Annotated in this window: 16 protein-coding genes; 10 read left to right on the forward strand and 6 right to left on the reverse strand. The window is 33.2% G+C overall.

Annotated elements, in window-relative coordinates:
• Positions 1-45 precede the first annotated feature (45 nt).
• From AC3B6G_RS04030 to AC3B6G_RS04040, 3 genes are all read left to right on the forward strand, one after another.
• Positions 46-1617, forward strand: a complete 1572-nt coding sequence (locus AC3B6G_RS04030; RefSeq protein WP_489849135.1) for a hypothetical protein — start codon at positions 46-48, stop codon at positions 1615-1617.
• 29 nt (positions 1618-1646) lie between these two features.
• Positions 1647-3464 carry an ArnT family glycosyltransferase gene (locus AC3B6G_RS04035; protein WP_489849136.1) on the forward strand — a complete coding sequence of 606 codons (1818 nt, stop codon included), beginning with the start codon at positions 1647-1649 and terminating at the stop codon, positions 3462-3464.
• Positions 3465-3566: 102 nt separating this feature from the next.
• Positions 3567-4076, forward strand: a complete 510-nt coding sequence (locus AC3B6G_RS04040) for a hypothetical protein (RefSeq protein WP_489849137.1) — start codon at positions 3567-3569, stop codon at positions 4074-4076.
• A gap of 61 nt (positions 4077-4137) precedes the next feature.
• Here the strand turns inward: AC3B6G_RS04040 and AC3B6G_RS04045 are convergent, their stop codons facing one another.
• Positions 4138-5295, reverse strand: a complete 1158-nt coding sequence (locus AC3B6G_RS04045) for a S24 family peptidase (protein WP_489849138.1) — start codon at positions 5293-5295, stop codon at positions 4138-4140.
• 118 nt (positions 5296-5413) lie between these two features.
• On the opposite strand from AC3B6G_RS04045, the gene AC3B6G_RS04050 reads away from it, so the two are divergent.
• From AC3B6G_RS04050 to apf (AC3B6G_RS04070), 5 genes are all read left to right on the forward strand, one after another.
• Entirely contained in the window at positions 5414-7414 is a 2001-nt protein-coding gene (locus AC3B6G_RS04050) for a DNA/RNA helicase domain-containing protein (RefSeq protein WP_489849139.1), read from the forward strand.
• 198 nt (positions 7415-7612) lie between these two features.
• Positions 7613-8221: a hypothetical protein gene (locus AC3B6G_RS04055; RefSeq protein ID WP_489849140.1), complete on the forward strand. Its 609-nt coding sequence runs from the start codon at positions 7613-7615 to the stop codon at positions 8219-8221.
• 194 nt (positions 8222-8415) lie between these two features.
• Positions 8416-11829 carry a DUF5776 domain-containing protein gene (locus AC3B6G_RS04060; protein WP_489849141.1) on the forward strand — a complete coding sequence of 1138 codons (3414 nt, stop codon included), beginning with the start codon at positions 8416-8418 and terminating at the stop codon, positions 11827-11829.
• A 338-nt stretch (positions 11830-12167) separates the two neighbouring features.
• Positions 12168-12779, forward strand: a complete 612-nt coding sequence (gene apf, locus AC3B6G_RS04065) for an aggregation-promoting factor (protein ID WP_489849142.1) — start codon at positions 12168-12170, stop codon at positions 12777-12779.
• Between the two features lie 150 nt (positions 12780-12929).
• The gene (gene apf / locus AC3B6G_RS04070; protein ID WP_489849143.1) at positions 12930-13640 is read left to right on the forward strand and encodes an aggregation-promoting factor; all 711 of its coding nucleotides are present in this window, start codon (positions 12930-12932) and stop codon (positions 13638-13640) included.
• 58 nt (positions 13641-13698) lie between these two features.
• On the opposite strand, the gene AC3B6G_RS04075 is transcribed toward apf (AC3B6G_RS04070), so the two are convergent.
• The 3 genes from AC3B6G_RS04075 to AC3B6G_RS04085 all read right to left on the reverse strand — a co-directional run bounded on the left by AC3B6G_RS04075 (position 13699) and on the right by AC3B6G_RS04085 (position 17940).
• Positions 13699-15519, reverse strand: a complete 1821-nt coding sequence (locus AC3B6G_RS04075) for a glycoside hydrolase family 68 protein (protein WP_489849144.1) — start codon at positions 15517-15519, stop codon at positions 13699-13701.
• A gap of 132 nt (positions 15520-15651) precedes the next feature.
• Positions 15652-16602, reverse strand: coding sequence for a GMP reductase (locus AC3B6G_RS04080; protein WP_489849145.1), 951 nt, complete (start codon positions 16600-16602; stop codon positions 15652-15654).
• A 12-nt stretch (positions 16603-16614) separates the two neighbouring features.
• Positions 16615-17940 (reverse strand): adenylosuccinate synthase, encoded by a 1326-nt coding sequence (locus AC3B6G_RS04085; RefSeq protein WP_489849146.1) that lies wholly within the window; start codon positions 17938-17940, stop codon positions 16615-16617.
• Positions 17941-18184: 244 nt separating this feature from the next.
• Between AC3B6G_RS04085 and purB the strand changes: the two genes are divergently transcribed.
• Positions 18185-19483, forward strand: coding sequence for an adenylosuccinate lyase (gene purB, locus AC3B6G_RS04090; protein ID WP_489849147.1), 1299 nt, complete (start codon positions 18185-18187; stop codon positions 19481-19483).
• Between the two features lie 129 nt (positions 19484-19612).
• Complete coding sequence (locus AC3B6G_RS04095; RefSeq protein ID WP_489849148.1) at positions 19613-20383, forward strand: (S)-acetoin forming diacetyl reductase; 771 nt, start codon at positions 19613-19615, stop codon at positions 20381-20383.
• A 181-nt stretch (positions 20384-20564) separates the two neighbouring features.
• Here AC3B6G_RS04095 and AC3B6G_RS04100 read toward each other — a convergent pair whose 3' ends face one another.
• Complete coding sequence (locus AC3B6G_RS04100; RefSeq protein ID WP_489849149.1) at positions 20565-20960, reverse strand: hypothetical protein; 396 nt, start codon at positions 20958-20960, stop codon at positions 20565-20567.
• 286 nt (positions 20961-21246) lie between these two features.
• Positions 21247-22131: a DNA glycosylase AlkZ-like family protein gene (locus tag AC3B6G_RS04105; RefSeq protein ID WP_489849150.1), complete on the reverse strand. Its 885-nt coding sequence runs from the start codon at positions 22129-22131 to the stop codon at positions 21247-21249.
• Positions 22132-22240: the final 109 nt, after the last annotated feature.

Below are 22240 nucleotides of genomic sequence, written 5' to 3' on the forward strand. Positions count from 1 at the left end.
GATTTACCCTTTCATGCGGAAAGAATTAAGGAATTGATTTCTTCAATGAAGTACGGTAATTTTTTGCCCCAGTTCAATATGAATGCAATGGGACAAAACGGAGGAGCATCGTTAATCATGTATCCAGCGGTTACCTTGATTCCATTTGCAATTCTTTTATCAATATTTCATTTTAGTATTGGAATGTTTTATTTTTTGTTTTTTATCGTAACTTTGATTGGACTTTTAATTTCTTATTATAGTTGTAATAACTACACTCAAAATAATAAGATTAGTTTTATGTTTGCATTATTATATAATACATCTAGTTTGTACATGAACTATTGGTTCAATAATGGGGACGTGGGGGTAATTTTATGTATTACTTTCCTGCCATTGGTGTTTTTTGGTTATCTGCATTTTATAAACGATTATCATTGGAGAGAGTTAACGATTGGATATTCTCTAATGATTGGATCGCATGTGTTGAGTCCGATTATTGTTGGAATCTTTTTAGGACTACTATCTCTTTTTTTCTTTTATAAATTCAATAATCGGTTTATTTTTATCAATGGTTTTAAATTTATTGGGATTACTTTGTCCCTAACAGCATTTATTTGGCTACCTGCTTATCGATTATTACATTTTAATCCGAATATTACAGAGGCGTTCAGTTATGGCCAAATGAATGGAACTGACTTTCTTACTACTACTATTAATGGATTAAAAGATTCAATAAATTTCAATCCAGATTTTACGCCTAGTTTCTTTGCAGTTCTGGCATTGTACTTAGTTCCATTTTTCTTCTTTAAAAAAATGAATCGTGATTTAAAAACCCTTTTGGTCGCAATGATTTCATTTTATATTTTGACCACTAATTTAATTCCGTGGAATAGTTTATCTACATCTAAGATCTCTGTAATTCAATTTCCATGGAGACTTGATTTCTTTCCCCAGTTAGGGTTAATTTATTTATTTGCTTATTGTATTAATAATGAATTATGGTTTAAAAATAAATCTATTTTTAGAAAAATTAAATTATCGGTTTTTATTTTAGCTTTTTTTCTTCAAGGATATACACAATATGAAGTTATAAAAATGCAAGACCAAGAACCAATTTTGAATCATCCTTTAGTTAAAAATGGCCAAAATGATTTTCATTTAAAAAACGGATTAATTGCTTATCGGATTACCAATAACAACCAAATTAATAATTTTGTTAAAAGTAATAATTGTTTCTTTGATTATTATCCTAGTACTGTTGGAAATGATAATGCATTGATGTCTAATGATAAAGGGAAATATGTTTATAAAAATAAGATTCGTTTGATCCAATTTCATCCACAAGGAAATGGGGTATTCAGTTTCTATAATAAAGAGAAGCTAATTAAAAAATTACAAATACCATTTATTATTTATAACAACTATGATTATCAAGTAACGATGGATGGCACTGCAATTAATTTTGTTAAACAAAAGAATCAAATTATGGGAATTCGCAATGTTAGACATGGTAAGCATACGATTAAAATAATTGTAGTTAAAGATGGCTTAACAAAAATTAGTTACATTATTTCAATAATCGGTTTAATGTTTCTTTTGGGAACTTTGTTTTATAAATTCAAAACTCGTCAATAGTTTTTATGTTAATTAAAGGAGTCCTGGTATTGAATTGGAAAAAGAATCTTACTTCAACACAAGCACAACACATCTATATATTTTTTATTATTAGTGCGTTGTTCTTAAGTGTTACTAGTTATACCTCACCATTTTATTATTTTGATTATTCACCAGATAACAATGCTTTCTTTACGGTTGGGAAGGCAATGATGCATGGCATCATCCCTTATAAGGATGTTTTTGAACAAAAGGGTCCTTATGTTTATTTTGTGCATGGGATTGCTTCACTGATTGCGGGACATTCGTTAATTGGGATGTTTCCATTTGAAGTATTGAGCTTAACATTAACGATTTGGTTTACATATAAAATTTGTCATTTATTTGTGGTTGATGAATATGCAATGATCGTTGCAATCTTCTCGCCTGTTCTCTATTTAATGCACCCATACTTTAACTATGGGGATACAACTGAATCGTTGTTGTATCCATTTACTGTTTATTTGATCTATTTAGTAATTAGAGATGAACGGATCAGTATTGAATTGGGAAGAACTTTTAAGCGATTTGAATTTGAAAAGAAACAGTGGTTCTTGCTGGGGTTGATGGTTGCAATTATCTTCTTTAGTAAGTATACCCAATTGGGATCGTTCATTATCTTTTATTTATTCGTTGCTGCTTACTTCATTAAGAATAAGCGGATTAACGATATGATAACGATGATTACCTATAGCGGTATCGGATTCTTATCTGGAATTTTACCCTGGATGATATATTTCTTAGCAACCAATTCTTTAAATGCATTCGCCAACGTTTATTTCTATGAAAACATTGAGGTTTATGGGAATACGCATAATTCTTTCTTATCCAATACGATGCAAGCCGTAAGTGTTTATAGTAGTTTTGCGAATGGAAATAACTTACTATTCTTGTTAGCGGTTGTGGGGATTATCTACGTTTTAAGTTCTCATATCATTTTTGAAAGCGTCTTTTCGAAGGTCATTTTTGGTTTGATGATGTTTGGAAACATCGTTTTTGGAATTTATGGATATAGTAATAGTCAAGCCTATTCATATTATGAGCTTGCCTTTATGCCTTATTTATTTATTCCGGTAATTGCCTTGATGGTTTATACGTATAAGAAGCATTGGAGGACGGAACAATTCTATAGTTATAATTGGTCGTTAATATTAGCAATTGGGGTTAGTTTTATCTTTGTATTAAGTTTTAACAATAACTTTATGAGCTCAAGACTCTTTCCCAATAATGCTTCTGTTACTGATAAGGATACTAATGTGACTCAGCAACCAGCCCAAATTCGTTTTGGAAAAATTATTCGGGATACGACTGGTAGTAATACGACGCTATTGAATTATGGATCGATTGATATGGGATTCTATACCGCTTCTGGAGTATTGCCATCACAATACTATTTCCAAAACTACAATATTTCTCAGGATAAGTATCCAGTAATTTTAGATGCCCAAAGAAATGCGATTAAGAATCGCCAAGTTGAATGGTTGGTCTTAGATACTGCAACCGGGAGTACCATTAAAAATTGGAGTGGGGCGATTGGTAATAATGGTAAAATCAGTGGTGGTAATTTAAATACCGGAACCAGTAGTATTTATCAAATGATTCATGATAACTACCAAGTCGTTGCCAAGCATAATCAATCATTTGAAAATATGAACGTTACCTATTGGTTATTAAGAAGAAGAGTTCATCCGCAAAACTTTGCTTTGAAGTCTAAGATTGCTAAAGAAAAGGCTAAAAAAGCAAAGCAAAAAGAAAAGAATCTAAGCCAAAAGAAGACTAATGATAGCCCTGGTAACAATACTTTGGATAATGATGATCAAGATAATTAATTGCTCATTTATATTCTTGAAAAAAGATTAAAAAAATTATGATTCCTTTAAAAAAGTGGTATTATATAAATGTAGTAAATACTTAGAAAAGAGATTATCATTATGAAAAAAGTACTTATTTATTTATCAGTAATTGCCGCATTATTTATTGGTGGTACTGTATACGCTGCTACAGCTAGAACTTCTAATTTAACTACTAGTCAAACTGCTAGTGGAACTAGTAATAATAGTTCTAGTTCTTCTTCAAGTAACTCAAGTTCTACTTCTTCTACTTCATCAAGTAGTTCTTCTAGTAATGCTAGTTCTAAGGCTACTTCATATCCTAAGTTCGTTGCTAACGATGGTTCTTCATCGTCTACTAACAATTCTAGTGATTCTAGTTCTGATTACAATGAAGGTGGGACTAGTGATTCAAGCACTACTTCCAGCAAGTCATCTGTAAAGGCTGCTAAGAAGGCCGTTGCTAAATACAACAAGGAAGTTAAGAAGTATGCTAAAGAATTAAAGAGAGCTAAGGGTAAGAAAGCTAGAAAAGCTGCTAAGAAGGCTTTAAAGAAAGCTAAGAAAGAATTAAAGGCCGCTAAGAAGAATCTTAACAAGGTTCTTGATTAATTTATTTTAAAATTAAAAGACTTTGAGGAATTTTTCTTCAAAGTCTTTTTTGTTGTCTTTATTAGAAATAGCTAATTGTTCTAGAAACAACTCCTAAGAATCTTATATTATCTTTATTAAAATAATAACGATTTAAGGAATCGAATTTAAGGTCTTTTAATAACATTGGGGTATTATTTTTAATTGTTTTATTGTTATCTTTTTTATTTTTAACGTTGCTATCATCTTGTTTATTAACGATAACAGTATCGTTTATATTATGGGGATAATTAGATAAGAAGTATTTATATTTTTCATATGGATGTGGGTCATTAAATTTCCAGCATCTACGAATTAATATTTCTTTGTCGTTTTTAGAAACCGCAATCATGTTCCCATTGGAAAAGTTATTTTCAGGACTAACATAGACGATTGAATTTTTACGTATCATTGGTTCCATGTCATCATTTGTGTATTTAAATATATTATATGTTCTTGTCCCATTATTGAAGTGTTTCTCAGCATCTTTAAAAATAAAAGCTTGTCTTTTTTCTGGATCTCTTTCAGTAGTAGTAACTTTATAACGAAAAAAATCTTTTAGGGCTTTTTCCACAATTCCCAGATATTTAATTTTATCATTAATGAATTCAGGTTTATTATTTTTTATTTGTTTAATCATAATAGATTCAAAATCAGTTTGTGGATTGTCATAAGTTAAAACATATTCAGATGATTCTTCACATTTCTTAAGTCTTCCAACGATAATTTCATTTTCTTTTTTGATTGCTAATATTTTATTTGTTTTAATTTCACTCTTTGGATTAATGAATAAAAAAGAATTTTCATAAATGGTTGGATTCATGTTATTTTTTGAATATTCCCATATTTTGAAATTATTTTGTTCATCCTTAAGCTTTTCATTAATTTTGTTACTTTGTTCATCTAGCTTTTTTTGATAAAGGGTATTTGCGTTATAATTTGCTATCTTTTTTTGAAATTGTTTATTATTTATTTCCTTGACATTTTTATATTTAATGTCATCTTTGCTAACTTTCATGATTTTTGATAATTTTTCAAGATTTTTTTTACTTGGAATTTTTTTACCATCTAACCAATTGTTGATGGTAGTATATGATACATTTGTTTTTTCTTTAATATAACTTTTTTTTAGTCCTAGATTATTATATAGCTTTGTTAAATTTTTACCTGTTATTTTTGCAATTTCTTCATGATTTTTCATAATAATCCTCCTAATAAATCTTGTTATGTATTATAACACCATCTATTTTAAATAAATGATGACTAAAGTTTTTTAAATGATAAAATTATTAGTGATAGATGAAGAAGGGGATTAGGACATGAGTAATTACTATGGAAAAGTAAGATATTTGAATAATATGGGAAAAGACGAAATTGCGGATAAAATTTGGCAGGCAAAATATCCAAATAAGCCAATTGATAGAAATAATTATGATTATAAGTTTTTTACTAGAAATTCAATTCCAATAATTAATAAACTCTATGAAGCTGGTTTAGGTGATTTAGATGTTATTTTTGAATATCCAACTCCCTTCTATTCATTCATTAGAATGATGTTGGTTGGTTTTGATACAGATGGTAATTCTCAAGTGATGTTAATTGAGCGGATAAGACTATCTGATCGTGATGAAAATCGTGCATTTAAGACAATTGAGAATGGTAAGAAAATTATTATGAGTTATAAGGATGACCCAGAAGGGACTACCGAAAAAAGTCAAAAACTTAGACCAATGTACAATGCCTTCTATCGCTTAACTAAACAAAAAAATAAATTAAATAATAATACTGCTTTTAATGGTACTAGTAAAAAAGATGAGAATGTAAAAATAAGAGTATTATTATTAGCGCCATTTTTAAGAAATATTAATATTCTTTTAGGTAATTCAGATAGTAATTTATTTAAACAATCTGGTGATGATACAAATAAAGTGATTGGTAAGTATGATGAAAACGCTGTTAATTATCTTAAGGCGACTTTTAATAATCAAAATAATTCTAAGTTAACTAAAAAAATAGTGAATGGTGAATTTGTTGGAGAAAAAGAAAGTGTTAGTTTTAATGGATTACGTCAAGCCGTTAAGGGTAATGAAGCAAAGTCAGTATTAGATTTTAAAAAAGAAGTTTATAAATTTACTGATCAACGTTCGATTGAAGAAGATATTGAAAATCAGATTAGAGGGCAAATTCTGCAACCTCAAAAGAAATTAATCATTATTTCTGGTGCGGCAGGAACGGGAAAGACTTATTTAGGATTTCGTTCAATCTATTATTATCATAGTATTATGCAAGAATTTGGTCTTTCTAATGATAATCCGAATGATGCAATCTATTGCCTTGTTAAAAATAGAACTCTAGCTCGGGTAATTTCCGAAGATAACGATATGAGAATTAGATACGTTAATCAAGTTATAGAAAATAAGTCGATTAAACCTAAATTAATGGTGATTGATGAGGCTCATAGAATGGGTAATATTAATGATGATTTGGATAAATTGTTCAATAAAGGGATCAATACGATTATCTTACTTCAAGATGACTGGCAAGTTCTTAGACTTTCTGAAAAAGGGACTCTGAAGAATTTTGAAGAGTATGTTAAAAATCATTCCAATGTTAATTTAAAAAAATATAAATTAACAGAACAAATGCGTTGTGGAATTCGTAGTAATATTATCGATATCATTGATAACATGTTTAAAGATGATAAAGTATATGCTGATCCCTTTAAAGTTAATATTAAAATCTATGATGAATTAAAAAAATTAGATGAACAAATGAAAGACTATAAATCAAGACCAGAATTCTATAAACATCCGAACGTAAAGTGGTTGGCACCATGTTGTTGGCCATGGAATAGTAGTCAAAATGAAGATGATAAGGTAATTAATTTTAATAGTCTTGATTCGCATGATGATTTTCATTTTGAACATCCATGGCAACAATATGATACTGAAAAGCAATATCAATGGTTAAAAAATAAAGATAACACTAAGTATGTTGGAAGCGTTTATGCTATTCAAGGCCTCGGACTAGATTATGTCGGCCTAATTTGGTGGAATGATTTGAAGTGGGACTTAAGGGCTAATAAGTGGATTTATGATTTGACCAGAAGTAGAGATACTGTATTCTTGAATCTTATTAAGGATAAGTTTGGTAATGATATAGATAAGTTAAATGCTGAACAACATCCAGAGATATTACAATTATATTTTAATATTTACGCTGTTTTATTAACTAGAGCTACTGGACAAACTAATATTTGGTTTAGAGATGAAGACACTAGAGATAAAGTCAGAGAATATTTATCGCCCAAAGAATCATAAGATAAAAAGTGAACCAAAAAGCTCTAATCGCTAATTATGTTAGCTATTAGAGCTTTTTTATTATTATAACTAAAATTGATAAATCCTTTTTATTTCTATTTTTAATTTTTGAACCAGCGTATTGTAGTACTTGTCAATTGATGACAAAAGAAATCATTTGATAAAAATATTATTTAATCTGAAAGGGAGTAGTTTCTTATGACAAAAAATATAAAATTAAGTAAAAAGGTTCCTAATTCTTCTGTTATTATTTGTCCTGGTTTTAAAGCTAGTTTCAGAATGATTAATAAAGATTATGTTCAAACGTTATCTAAAGAATATGATGATCAATTGACTGACGTTTATAATCATTCGCTGGCTTTATATAATCAATTCGGAGAAGAATTTAAAAAAGACATCGTAGAAATTTACAATGTTGCTGGTAAACCTTCTAAGGATTTTTATATTCATGATATTAATCGGATGGCTGCTCAATATGGAAAATATGAGCCAGATGCTAATATCTGTTTATCAGCACTATACCTTTTGATGGTTAAACAATATGATAAATATCATAATGATTCTGGACAAAGTACAGGATATGGAGAAGATATGACTTTAATTGAACTATATCGACTTTTCAACGGATATTCAAAAGTTGAATATGCTGCTAAAGAATTAATAAACTCAAGAAATGAAGCACTAAAAAAAGAAGAATATTCATTACCATTTGAAAAATCACCATTAGATGATTGGAAAGAAAAAATGAAAGAGTACAATATTGATGCTCATAAATGGTTTAGCTTTAAAGATATTCAACCAGCATGATTTAGATTAATTGTGTTATAACTGATGATACAAGGTAAACCACATTGATTTATAAAAATTCGTTTCTGTTAATAAATAGCAGAAACGAATTTTTTGCTATCTAACCACATTTTTTAACTAAAATTTAAGCATTAATAAGCAAAAAGTTATATAATTAAATAGAAGTTTGAATCGTTAATTGTGAGGGATTTTAGATGAATAAGAAAACTAAAATGATTTATAAAATATATGAGTCTAATAAACAGACAAATAACTATACTAAAAAATTATTTACAACAGGTTTATTGACCATCGCTGCTGGGGTAACTGGTTTCTTTGGCTATGGCAGTCATGCCAGTGCCCACGCCGATGAAACTAATTCTTCATCAAATACAAGTACATCACTTGTCGATAATTGGTCTTCTGCAGCTAATGCTTCATCAGTAAGTAGTACGTCTGTTACTACTACATCTGCTGCCACAACGCCTAGTTCTAACTATAGCCAAGTTCATTCATCAACGGTTAGTGAAAGTGCTGTTACAAGTAGTTCAACTAGTGATAGTTCATCAACTCAAGCTCCTAAGGCTTCAACTGGGGTTTCTGCTGAAAATAGTTCCAGTCAAAATGACCAAAAATCAGTAAGTTCAGTAAGTAATGTAAATAGTGGACAGAATTCAAAAGAAGAATCTATTCGAGCTTCAATTGAAGCTAGTGTTAAGGCTAAGATTTCATCTGCTGTAGCCGCAAAGGAACAATCTGCTCAAAGTTCTAATACTACTAATAATACAGTTAGCGAAGCTTCTGATTCCAGCAGTGAAGCTACTAATTCTTCAGTTGATAGTTCTAGTAATGCTGTCAATAATAGTGAAAACTCTAGTTCTGCTACTGTATATCAAGGAAGAGAAGTCGGCTTTAAAGCCCAAGCCCCAACTCTTTTGGGGGCTGTTTCCCGAGACGTTACTTACAGAAATAGTGAGAATGATTCTTTAGCCAATGCTGAAGCTGGTAATCCAAAGTATGATTCTGCTTTTCCAGCAACTCTAAATCCTCAATTTAATCAAAATTTCCATTACACGAACCCACAAGGATACGCTAATGATGTTCAAAGTATTGTTCCTCATTATGATAGTAATGGTGACCTTGATTATTGGGAACTATACTATCTTTCTTCACCATATCCAAACAACGTTTCTTACTCTAATCAGTGGTATGGATTAAAGACGACTGACTTTGTTACTTATACTCCAATACATAATGCCGCTGATCCAACTTCAAAAGATAACGTTATGATTCCAGATGCTGCATTTGTTGATGCAAATGGGAATTCAACTCAAATTGCTGGTAATAATAAGAATGGGATTCCTTGGCAATATGTTGCCACTGGAAGTGTTATTACCAATGGACAAAATAATCAACCATTGTTGACTCAAGATCAATGGGGTAATGCGATTGATAGTAATGCTAAGTTGGCTTATTTCTCCACTTTTACTAACGATGGTAAATCTGCTGGAATCTATTTGGCATACAGTAATGATGATCAACAATATCATCCATACAGTGATAAAGCGGTTGTTACTTCAGCTCTTGTTGGAAATCAAAAGAGTACTGACTTCCGTGATCCATTTGTTACTAAGATCAATAATGGATACGCAATGTACATTGCTGGTGGATTGAATCAAAAGACGTTCGTTTTAACCAGCCAAGATGGTATAAACTGGACTCATGATTCTGCTAATGATATTTCATTAGGTGAATCAGATCTAAATGAAACACCAAATATTCAAACCATTAATGGTCAAACGATCATGTTCTTTAGTTCTCAACCAGACTTCAATAATACTAATGATCGTTATGGATATACTCAATACGTAACTGGTCATTATAATGATCAAGGCATTTTTGTCCGAGATGGTCAGATTCAAACCCTTGATGATGGTACTGATAACTATGCTGGTAACTATGCTAAGATCGATGATGATTTAGTTGCGAACGTTAACTGGTTAGGTGATTGGGTCTACAGTCCAACGATGTGGACTAATTATAAGGATAATGACCACTCTGGATCATTTACCTTAGGTCGGCTATTACAATTTGAAAATGGCCAAGTGGTTCAAACCCCAATCGATCCTGGTCAATCGATTTTACAATCAACTACTGACGTTACTAAATCCACTGATGGAGTTTCAATTCCAACTGATAACAAGGTCGAAGTTGACTTTTCTAATAGTGATAATGCTAACAAGACAATTCTCTTAACCCGGAATGCGCAAAATAGCGTTTTGATTTCCTTTATGGATGGTAAGATGAAGGTTACTAGAACCCAAGATAGTTCTAATGTCTTTAAAGGAATTGATACAACAACATCCACGAATTTGAATGGTGTTGATATCAACCGAGTTGTTGTTTATGTTGATAATTCTTCACTTGAAATTTATCTTCCTGAAACGAAGCAATTCTATACCTTAATGGATATTCCTAATGAAGCTGCTAACCAAGGATATACCTTAAATACTGACCAAAAAGCCAGTGTTGATGTTTATAAATTTGGGAATAAGCTTGATTTAAGCTACGTTGGTCAACAAATTGATGATTTACAATCAGAATATGATAACATCGTTGCTCAAGCTTACAATGCAAAATCAGGCGTTGACGTTAGTCCAGTGGGAACGTTATTAAATAATGCTAATAAATATTATCAATTAGCTTACACTAACTCTAAGAATGCTAAAAAGAGTTCTTATTTAGCGATGTCTAATCAAATTCTTTCAAACGTTAATTATGGTTTGAAACAATTAACGAATGCAATCAATAATGGTGGCAGCATTATCCCTGGTGGTTCTTCAACCCCAAGCAGTAATGGTAGTAATGCGGTTAATCCATCTGATAATGGTTCAAATGCTTCTCATAGTGGAGCTAATGGGGGATCATTTGTACCATCTAGTTCTGGAGCTGGTAGTGGTAATGGTAGTGATACTCCTGCCCACAGTGGTAGTAGTGTAACCCCATCTTCTGCATCATCGTCAGCAAGTAGTGCTGGTTCAAGTGCTAGTTCCACTAATAGTGGAACTTCAAGTGCCGCTAGTTCATCTAGTTCTAGTACTCCATCAAGCTCTACGACACCAGCTAGTTCAAACGCTAGTTCTAATAGTAGTAGTTCAAGCAACGCTTCAAGTAATTCCTCCAGTAACGCTTCAAGCAATTCCTCTAGTAATGCTTCAAGCAGTGCATCATCTATGGCACCTTATATTCCAACTCAATCTGCAACGATTCCTTCATATGCTAATAACGACTATTATGTTGCGACACCAAGTAGTGCTGAATCTACCGTTAAAACCAGTGCTAACAGTAAGAAATTAGACTATGAAAAGTACAAGTTAGAACAAGAGGGCAAGTATAACTCTAGTTTCTACTATACTTTCGATAAAATTGGGAAACGAATTAAAGCGGTTCGCGATATGTTTATTCACAGTAACAAGAACTTTAGTAAAAAGAATCGGGTTAAACCAATTAAAAAGGGTACTACGATTAAAATTGAAAAAGTGGAACGTTATGGTCTAATCACAAGAATTAAATTAGCTAATCATCGTTTCATTACCGGATTAAAAGAATTTTTCAAACGCCTTTTCTAGGTTAAAATAATCTTTTTAAGAGCAGAATCAAGTTGATTCTGCTCTTTTTTTAAACTTTTTTCTTAATAAAACGAAACTTTGTTCCCTTTTTACGTCAAAATCTTAAAATTTAAAGCTTAATAAATCAATCATGAAGCGAGTTTTGTTACATGAATGTTACATTTTTACAATAGTACACGATTTATTTAATATTGATGAGACTTGTGTGTAATACAAAACCTTTAGAATACATTCATGTTGATTGATATAAATCAACAACTTGTAAAACAAATCGATAAACCAGTTCATAATCGATTTAAGTTCTTGTCTTTTTATATTTAATAGGAGTGATATATATTTTGAACAACAAGAGTTTAAAGAAATTTCTAGTGTCTACAATCGCAGGGGCAGCTTTACTATTTAGTGGTGTTGCTACCGCCAATGCATCAACTCAAAAGAAGGTTACTGTTAAATCCGGTGACACTTTATGGGCCATTTCTCGTTCATATAACGTTTCAGTACGTTCAATGGAAAAGATTAACCATTTAAATGATCCATCAGCAATTAAAGTTGGTGAAAAGTTAATCCTTCCAGATAATGCTAAGAAAACTACTTTCAGTGATAACCAAGCAAGTCAAACTACCCAAGCAACTCAAGCAACTGCACAACCTGCCGCTGCTACTAGTGACAATGCTAACGCTGCAAGTACTCAAACTACTCAATCTAACAACACTACTTCAACTAGTAGTGATGGTGATTCTGCTAAAGCATGGATTGCTGCACATGAATCAGGTAATTCATACAGTGCTTCTAACGGTCAATACGTTGGTAAGTACCAATTAGATTCATCATACCTTCATGGTGACTACTCTGCCGCTAACCAAGAAAAAGTAGCTGATAGTTACGTTGCTTCTCGTTACGGTTCATGGGCTGCTGCTAAGTCATTCTGGCAAGCAAATGGTTACTACTAAGATTCAAAATAAGTAAAGTGGCTTCAAATCTGCTACAAAATCGTCAAATAGACAATTAGAAACATTGATTTCTAATTGTCTTTTTCTGAGATAGAATATATGATATATAATAGATGCTATTTAAGCTAATATCTAATGTGAGGTTATATAATGAAAAAGAATAATGGAAAGATGACTTATAAGCGTTTTGTTGCTAAGAAGGCTAATTTGGGACGGAAAAAACATTTGTTTTCCGCAGCGTTAGTTGCTCTGTTTGCTGGAATTGGTGGTTTATTTGCACAGGGTAAGGTGGCTAATGCAGATACTACTTCTAAAGCCGCAAAGAACACAACAACTAGAATTGCGAACCCTAAGCGTAAAGTGACGGTTAAATCAGGGGATACTCTCTGGAAAATAGCTCAAGCTTATGGCGTATCCGTTAGCTCGATTAAGCAAGCAAATGGGATTTCTAATCCTAACGTGATTCAAGTTGGCACTTCCATTATAATTCCAAGTGGTAGTTCTGCCCCTCAATCAGTGACTAAACAAGCCAATCAAGTAACTACTAAAGCTGCTACAACAACTGGTAGTTATACGGCGAATACCACGAATAAAGCTAATAATACTTCATCTCAAAGCCAAAGTACTACTACTGCCACAAGTGGTAATTCGGCGAAAGCATGGATTGCTGCTCGTGAATCTAGCAACTCTTATACTGCTTCAAATGGCCGTTATTATGGTAAATATCAATTAGATTCTTCTTATTTAAATGGCGATTATTCTGCTGCGAACCAAGAAAAAGTTGCTGATAGCTACGTTGCTTCTCGTTATGGATCATGGGAAGCTGCTAAAGCTTTCTGGCAAGCTCATGGTTGGTACTAAAATTAAATTTAGCAATAAAAAAACCTGCTCACGTGAGCAGGTTTTTTTGTATCATTAATTATTTAATGAAGTTCGTATTATCAGTTGTTGTTGCATTTTGTGGTAATACTTCTTCTTGATTTACCGTTGCGTTATCACCATCAAGATTGATCGTGAAGCTAGGGGCAAATGTTTGGTGACCTAAACGTTGTTTTGTATTAGTCATATAACCAGTTACCACGAACTTGTTACTGTTATCATTGTTATTATTTAATACATAGAATGAGTATTCATAGTAACGACTGCTCCAAGCTCTGGTGTTTCTGATTACTAAACCATTATTGTTCAATGGTTTGAATGGACCGAATGGGGAATCAGCAACAAATCCTAACATGAAACTGTTGGAACTTTTAACGTTTGGAGTAGCTAACTTGTAACCACGAGTGATTCCGAATAAGTACCATTTACCGTTATGTTCGAAGATGTTTGGCCGTTCCATTTCGTCAGTAATGGTATTCATTCCCATTAATGGATGCATAATCTTCTTAACGGTGTAGTCATCATTTAATTCCGCAATTCCAACTGAACCGTTGTAATCAGTCGCTGGTTTGTTCCATGGGTTCGGAATCATGTGACTCTTTTTAATGTATTTAACCTTAGTCTTGTATACGGGTTTACCATTCTTGGTCTTCTTACCCTTAACTTTGACGCGAGTTTTAACTTTTTTCTTGATGTTTTGCTTTATTTTAGTAGGAATGACCAGGTTTTGTTCCTTTTGTTGGAAACTGTCATCTCCACCAAAGTAACTCATGTTATAAAGTTGGTTCGATCCTTGGTACCCATCGACAGGACCAGTGTTGGATTCAAAGATAACGTATTTGTTACCTTGGTATTCGAAGTAGTGGGCATCACGGAAAGCATTTTCATCTGTGTTATCGTTCTTAGCTTGAGATAACTTTTGGTAGTAATAACCATCCGGTTCCAAAATGGTCTTATGACCACTTGTGGCATCATGATCAACTGTAATGCCATTTTTATCAGCCTTTAAGCTAATTTTAGCAGTTGCCATTGATTGCCAACTATCTTTTTGAGTTCCGTCAAAAGTAGTATAGAAAACATGGATACTACCATCACTCATTTGAACAGTTTCACCTGACCATTGAGCTTTTTGACGATTCAATACAGCATCATCACCATTGGTACCTTCACGACTATTTAAGAAAAGGGGACCGGCTGATTTCCAAGAACTGATTCCGTCATTTTCGTCGCCAACCTTTTGGTAGTACACGAAGATACGACTATCTTGAATGTATTGGCCCTTTTTAGTTTTGTAATCACGTCTTGGATTACCTGTTAAGGCAAACACAACGTGATAACCTTTGTAGGTAACTTCATTTCCGTTTGCATCTTGGAGAGGCCAAGAATCCCAAACGTTCATTTGTTGACCAACATTTCCTTTACGGGTGTCCTTAGCAACGGGAACATCTGAAATTTTAATTCCACTAAAATCACCAATTGGATTTTCGGCGTCAGTGTTAATTCCATCTTGCATATGATCAAGGTTATATCTCGTAAAGTGAGAAAAGCCGAAGTCATTTTCAAAGTTTTTGTCTGAATAATCAATTAACTTTGTACTATTATAAGTATTTGTTGTGTTTGTATTTTGTTGTAATGTATTATCAGGCTTGTTCAAAAAGTCATTGTTTGTAACGTTTTGTTGAGTTTGTTGAGGATTAGTTTGGTTAACTTGAATCTGAGTTGGATCAACATTCGTAGTAGTGTTGGTCGTTGTCGTGTTTTGATCAGAGCTAGTGCTCTTGGCATTTGCAACTGCTGGGGCAGCTAGCAATGTTAAGGCTACCATCGTACTACTCAGTAGCCATTTTTTAGAAAACTTCATTAATAAACTCCTTAAATAATTTAGTATACTTTTTAATTGTACCAATATTTTTAAGAAAATATTAGTCTTTTTAAGAAATAGTAATGTTAATGTAAACAAAACGCCCTAATTAAAATTAGGACGTTGAATATTTTAATGTAAAATCACATAATCAACAGTACGGATAGCAGTTAAGTCTTTGCCACCAGCGTATGAAATTGATGATTGTAAATCTTCTTGCATTTCAGTAAGGGTATCTTGAATCGAACCCTTGTATGGAAGTAACATTTGACGGCCTTCGACGTTGTGGTGAGCACCTTTTTGTTTAGCAGATGCTGAACCCCAGTAACGTTTGTACTTCTTACCGTCTTTTTCAACGATTTCACCAGGAGTTTCTTCGTGACCAGCAAACATTGAACCAATCATGACCATCGAAGCACCAAAACGAATCGACTTTGCAATATCACCATTGGTTCTTAAGCCACCGTCAGCGATGATTGGTTTGGTTGCTCCTTTTGAGCACCATTTCAAAGCGGCTAATTGCCAACCGCCAGTTCCAAAACCAGTTTTCAGCATAGTGATACAGGCTTTTCCAGGACCAATTCCAACCTTTGTAGCATCTGCACCTGCGGCTTCAATTTCCTTTACTCCTTGAGGAGTTCCTAAGTTCCCAACGATTAAGAAAGATTTAGGTAACTTATCTTTAATATAGTGAATCATTTTAATAACAAATTCGGAATGACCATGCGCAACATCAATCGTAATGTATTCCGGAGTTCGTTTTGCAGCGACCAATTCGTCAATAAAATCATATTCACTATCTTTGATACCGACACTGATTGAGGCAAATAATCCCTTGTCTTGCATCGTTTCAATGAAATCTAATCGTTTTTCTGGTTGAAAACGGTGCATTACATAAAAGTAATCATGTTCGGCTAACCAGATTGCTAATGGTCGATCAATAATGGTCTGCATATTTGCAGGGACAACGGGCATTTTAAAAGTTCGGGGACCGAATTTAATACTAGTATCAGCTTCTTTTCGGCTTTTAATGATACACTTGTTCGGAATGAGTTGAATGTCTTCGTAGTCAAAGGCTTGCATGGGGGTTTCCTCCTATTTGTTAATCTGTTTGATGGCTTGGGCAACTTTGTCAGCTGATTCCCAAACGTTATGAATAATATTAGTTTGTTCTCGATCAGGACCGACCGCAAAAGTATCTAATGGGAGTCCAACGATTTCGCTAACGCGTTTTAGATAGTTCTTGGCGTTTTCGGGAAGTTCTTCAACGGTCTTACAGTTGGTAATATCTTCGTCCCATCCTGGTAATTCCTCATAGACTGGTTCGCAACGTTCGAGTTCATTATTGTTAGCAGGGTAGTTATCAATTAATTTCCCATCTAACTTGTAATGAGTTGCAATTTTGATCGTCTTTAAGCCACTTAAAACGTCTAAACAGTTCAAAGAAAGATAGGTTAATCCAGAAACTCTTTTAGCGTGACGTAAAACAACTGTGTCTAACCAACCGATTCGACGAGGACGACCAGTTACAACCCCGTATTCATGAGCGGTTTCCCGAATGTGATCGCCGACTTCATCAAATAATTCGGTTGGGAATGGACCATCACCAACTCGCGAAGTGTAAGCTTTACAAACACCAATAACTTCATTGATCTTGTCAGGACCAATTCCAGCCCCAGTAGCAGCTCCACCAGCAATTGGATTAGATGAAGTGACAAATGGGTATGTTCCATGATCGATATCGAGCATGACCCCTTGAGCCCCTTCAAAGAGAACGTGTTTCCCTTCATCTAAAGCGTTATTGATCAATAATGATGTATCAGCAACGTATGGTTTCATTTTCTTTCCATATTCGTAGTATTCGTTAAAGATGGGTTCGAACTCAAGTGGTTCTTCATCGAAGACCTTAGTCAATAACGTATTTTTAATTTTAAGTGCTTGTTTTAATTTTTGGGACAACGTTTCCTTATCTAATAGGTCAGCAACTCGAATTCCAATTCGTTCGAGTTTATCCATATAAGCAGGGCCGATTCCTTTTTTAGTAGTTCCAATTTTATTATCTTTTAATTTTTCTTGTAAGCCATCGAAAAGAATGTGGTATGGCATGATGACTTGAGCTCGGCTGGAAATTCGAAGGTTCTTAACATCGATTCCATTTTTGGTTAAGTAGTCGAGTTCATTGAAAAGAGATTTCGGATTTAAAACGATTCCGTTTCCAATTACACTAATTACATTAGGTAGGAAAATTCCAGATGGAATTAATTGAACATGGAGTTTCTTTCCATTAATAACGAGTGTATGTCCAGCATTATCTCCTCCAGAATAACGAACAACGAAGTCGGCTTGTTGACTTAAAAAGTCAGTAATTTTACCTTTTCCTTCGTCGCCCCATTGGCTTCCCACAATTACGATAGATGACATAAGAACACCTCAAAATCTTTCAGCTTTTTATTAGTATCTATTTTAGACACCAATTATGATTTTACAGATATTATTATAATAAATCAAGAACTATCTAAAATTAGTTATTCTTATAGTTCGTTTTTTAAATGACAATGCATCTATATTAACTTTATAGAATGAAATTATTTGTTAATATCCGAATAATAATGATATAATACTAGTGTTAAATAAGAATCTACTATATAAAAGGGGTTTTCTTTCGATGATTGATCGTTATTCGCGTAGTGAAATGAAACATATTTGGTCGTTACACAATCAATATGCTGCTTGGCTCGATGTTGAAATTGCCATTGATGAAGCATGGGCAAAGTTAGGTAAGATTCCAACTGCTGATGTTGAAAAGATTAAGCAAAATGCAACTTTTAATGAGGATCGGATCAAGGAAATTGAATCCGTTACCCATCATGATGTGGTTGCGTTTACTCGGGACGTATCTGAATCATTAGGACCAGAAAAGAAGTGGGTTCATTACGGAATTACGAGTACCGATGTTGTTGATACAGCGTACGGGTACCGTTTGAAACAAGCTAACCAAATTATTAAAAAAGATATTCAAGAATTCATTGATGTGATTGCCAAACAAGCCGTTAAATATAAGGATACGGTTATGATTGGTCGGACTCATGGGGTTCAAGCGGAACCAACTACTTTTGGATTAAAGATTGCCCGTTGGTATTCTGAAATGAAACGGAACCAAAAGCGTTTCGATGAAGTTGCTGCTGGAGTTGAAGCTGGTAAGATTTCTGGGGCTGTCGGAACTTTCGCCAATATTCCACCTGAAGTTGAAGCCTACGTATGTAAGAAATTAGGGATTCGAGCTCAAGAAATTTCTAGTCAGATTCTTCCTCGAGACCTCCATGCAGATTATGTTGGGACTTTAGCATTGATTGCAACTAGTTTGGAAGAATTTGCGACTGAAATTCGTGGATTACAACGATCAGAAGTGCATGAAGTTGAAGAACATTTCAACAAGGGGCAAAAGGGATCATCCGCAATGCCTCATAAACGGAATCCAGTTGGATCTGAAAATATCTGTGGGTTAGCTCGAGTGGTTCGTGGTCATATGGTAACTGCTTATGAAGATGTTCCATTATGGCACGAAAGAGATATTTCTCATTCTTCTGCAGAACGAATTATCTTACCAGATACCACGATCTTAATTGATTACATGTTACATCGATTCACCGGGATTTTGAACGATTTAACGGTCTTCCCAGAACGGATGAAACAAAACATGCAAATCACCCATGGATTGATTTACAGTCAACGAGTATTGTTGAAGTTGATCAAAACTGGAATGAGTCGTGAATCTGCTTATGACTTGGTTCAACCTTTGACGGCGAAATCATGGGATGAGGGAAAAGACTTTAAGTCCTTGGTTGAAGGTAATGATGAAATCATGAGTCATCTTTCAAAAGCAGATGTTGACGATGCCTTTGATTACCATTATCACCTTCGTCGTGTTGATGAAATCATGAAACGGATTGGTTTAATTAAATAACGAATGGAACGTAAGGTAAATTACCTTGCGTTTTTTATATATTTTATTAATCATAAGGCTAAATTCTATCTTTAATTTGGGGTTTGCAATACAATGTAAATGGTTAAAAATATATTGGAGGGTTATATTATGACAAAGGTTGCATTAGTAACAGGTGCTGGACAAGGTATCGGAGCTTCAATTGCAAAGCAATTGGCCAAAGATGGGTTCAAGGTCGCTTTGATGGCTCGTCATTCCGACGGAATTGAAAAAGTTGCAAGTGAAATTAAAAACGATGGTGGTGAAGCATTACCTGTCGTTGGGGATGTTTCGATTCGTGATAACGTTTTTGATGCAGTTGAAAAGACTGCTAAACATTTTGGTGATTTTACTGTTATCGTTAATAACGCTGGGGTTGCTCCTACAACGCCAATTGATGAAGTAACACCAGAAACTTTAGCTAAAGCAGAAGCAATTAACGTTGGTGGTGTTGTGTGGGGTACACAAGCTGCTGCTAAGAAGTTCCGTGAATTAGGTCATGGTGGTAAGGTCATCAACGCTTCTTCTCAAGCTGGTCAAAAGGGGAATCCTAACTTAACTGTTTATGGTTCCACTAAATTCGCAATTCGCGGAATTACCCAAACTACTGCTCAAGAATTAGCTAAAGATCAAATTACAGTTAATGCTTACTGTCCTGGAATCGTTAAGACTCCAATGATGGAAGACATCGCTGAACAAGTTGGTAAGAAAGCTGGTAAATCAGCTGAATGGGGAATGGACCAATTCGCTAAGAATATTGCCTTAGGTCGTTTATCTGATCCTCAAGATGTTGCTAACTTAGTATCATTTTTAGCTAGTGATAAAGCGAACTACATTACTGGTCAATCTATTTTGGTTGATGGTGGAATGGTATTTAGATAAAATAAAATTTACTAAAAACAATGTTGAAGTGCTTTAAAATTATTGGACAAAGGCTAATAGTTTTGGAGTGCTTTTTTATTTAATCATATTTCATGAACGAGAAAAGGTCTGATTTCGATGAAATATCGAAATCAGACCTTAGGTCTATACTAACTATTTACTTTTTAATTGATTAAAAAGTTTATTGTTGTTGGTTCCAAAGTGTAGTGAATTCTTTATGATCTTGTTTTTCAGCAGCAGAGGCTTTCTTAAGATTCTTCTTAGCAGCCTTCTTAGCCTTAGGACTCTTGGCTTTTTTAACGGCAGCTTTTGCTTTCTTTAATGTTTGTTTGGCCTTGTTCCACTTCATACCAGCTTTTCCAAGTGGAGTAATGTCAGTAACTTTACCAACCTTGTTTGGATTAACTTCAACAAGTTGATTGTCATCATCATTAGTATCAGATGAATTATTGGAATCATTGTCACTAGTAGTTGTAGTAGTTGTATCGTTACTATTAGCATCATCAGCGTGAGCTGTGTATACACTACCACTAACAAGTAATACAGCAGCAGCTAAAAATAATAAACTTTTCTTCATAATAAATCTCCCCTTATCCATTAATATGATAATGATTATATCACCTCTAAAATGTTTATGGAAATTTAATTTATTCTATAGTGATTTTAAATTTATACTTATTATCTTTGTTTAATAAATTTGAATAGTAAAAATGATTATATTATGAAAATTAGATCACTAATATGTATCTAAAAACAGTCCATTACAGGCTGTTTTTATTTTTACTTTTGAAAAAATATAAGTTGATGGACTAGGAGTCTAGTTTGAACTGAAAGACAAGATTTAAAATTAAATAATGACTTTATCAAATAATTTTTAAATTAAAAGAATCATTTAATTCATAATTAATCTTGTTAACCATTTTTTGGGCATTTCTAATAATGATTTGATTAGTCTCTTGAATTTTACTGATAGGATTTATAATAAATTCAGCTGTTTTATCATTCATCTGCCATGTTCCATTAAAAGAACCGTTAAATAAAATAATTGAATGATGTTTTTTAGAAGCATCGTTTAAATTTTGATTTGATCTGAGCCAATTCTGAACTTCTGAATTACTGGCGTAACCATTGATAAGTGGATCATAAGCTGGTAAGAATTTAACTTGCGTCTGGGGGATTTTATAACGATCTAAAAAACTGTTGAATAATTTGTAATTTCCATTTTCGAACCAATATTTTCCAACACTTACAAGTCCAGTTTGAGTTAATAGTTCCTTACTTTTACTCTTATTGGTTCCTAACCACCAGGATAAATCGTTGATTGTAATTGGGCCATATGATTTAACATACCAATACGTGATTTGTTTTTGCTTGTCTAATAATGACAAGGAACTATTATCATTAGTTTTTAAAATATCATTGATCCATTGGTGATTAGGCTTGATCAAGCAACTTTGTTGTGATTCCACTAGATCAGTTTTAAAGCGTGGTGAAACGAAAATCTTACGATTATGCCCCCAAGAGAATTTGGGGAAAGAATGATTCAGTTCATTTTGCTTTAATTTTTTTAGATTTAGGTTTGGATTTCTAGCGATGTAAGTTAATAGACTTTCTTGATTATAATAATATACTGCTAAATAGTGGTCGATAAGTCGTTTTTGACTGCTGTTCTTTAACAAATGAAAATTTTTGTATAATAACCATTCTTTTAATTTTGCATTTGAAACCTGAACATCCGTGTTTATCATATTCTCACTTCCAATTTACGAAATTTTATTATTAAAAAAGGTACTTAAGTTCTAATTCATTAAAACATAAATTAATGATAAATAATGCAAATTTTGGGATTTTACGAGA

It is taken from the genome of Nicoliella sp. ESL1149, from assembly GCF_058107265.1.

Bases quoted from the DNA above. Each gene is read 5' to 3' on its own strand.
- AC3B6G_RS04095 (WP_489849148.1), top strand. From the start codon at position 19,613: ATGACAAAGGTTGCATTAGTAACAGGTGCTGGACAAGGTATCGGAGCT.
- AC3B6G_RS04055 (WP_489849140.1), top strand. From the start codon at position 7,613: ATGACAAAAAATATAAAATTAAGTAAAAAGGTTCCTAATTCTTCTGTT.
- purB (WP_489849147.1), top strand. From the start codon at position 18,185: ATGATTGATCGTTATTCGCGTAGTGAAATGAAACATATTTGGTCGTTA.
- AC3B6G_RS04060 (WP_489849141.1), top strand. From the start codon at position 8,416: ATGAATAAGAAAACTAAAATGATTTATAAAATATATGAGTCTAATAAA.
- AC3B6G_RS04045 (WP_489849138.1), bottom strand. From the start codon at position 5,295: ATGAAAAATCATGAAGAAATTGCAAAAATAACAGGTAAAAATTTAACA.
- AC3B6G_RS04050 (WP_489849139.1), top strand. From the start codon at position 5,414: ATGAGTAATTACTATGGAAAAGTAAGATATTTGAATAATATGGGAAAA.
- AC3B6G_RS04100 (WP_489849149.1), bottom strand. From the start codon at position 20,960: ATGAAGAAAAGTTTATTATTTTTAGCTGCTGCTGTATTACTTGTTAGT.
- apf (WP_489849143.1), top strand. From the start codon at position 12,930: ATGAAAAAGAATAATGGAAAGATGACTTATAAGCGTTTTGTTGCTAAG.
- AC3B6G_RS04105 (WP_489849150.1), bottom strand. From the start codon at position 22,131: ATGATAAACACGGATGTTCAGGTTTCAAATGCAAAATTAAAAGAATGG.
- AC3B6G_RS04075 (WP_489849144.1), bottom strand. From the start codon at position 15,519: ATGAAGTTTTCTAAAAAATGGCTACTGAGTAGTACGATGGTAGCCTTA.
- AC3B6G_RS04080 (WP_489849145.1), bottom strand. From the start codon at position 16,602: ATGCAAGCCTTTGACTACGAAGACATTCAACTCATTCCGAACAAGTGT.
- AC3B6G_RS04040 (WP_489849137.1), top strand. From the start codon at position 3,567: ATGAAAAAAGTACTTATTTATTTATCAGTAATTGCCGCATTATTTATT.
- AC3B6G_RS04030 (WP_489849135.1), top strand. From the start codon at position 46: ATGAAGTACGGTAATTTTTTGCCCCAGTTCAATATGAATGCAATGGGA.
- AC3B6G_RS04085 (WP_489849146.1), bottom strand. From the start codon at position 17,940: ATGTCATCTATCGTAATTGTGGGAAGCCAATGGGGCGACGAAGGAAAA.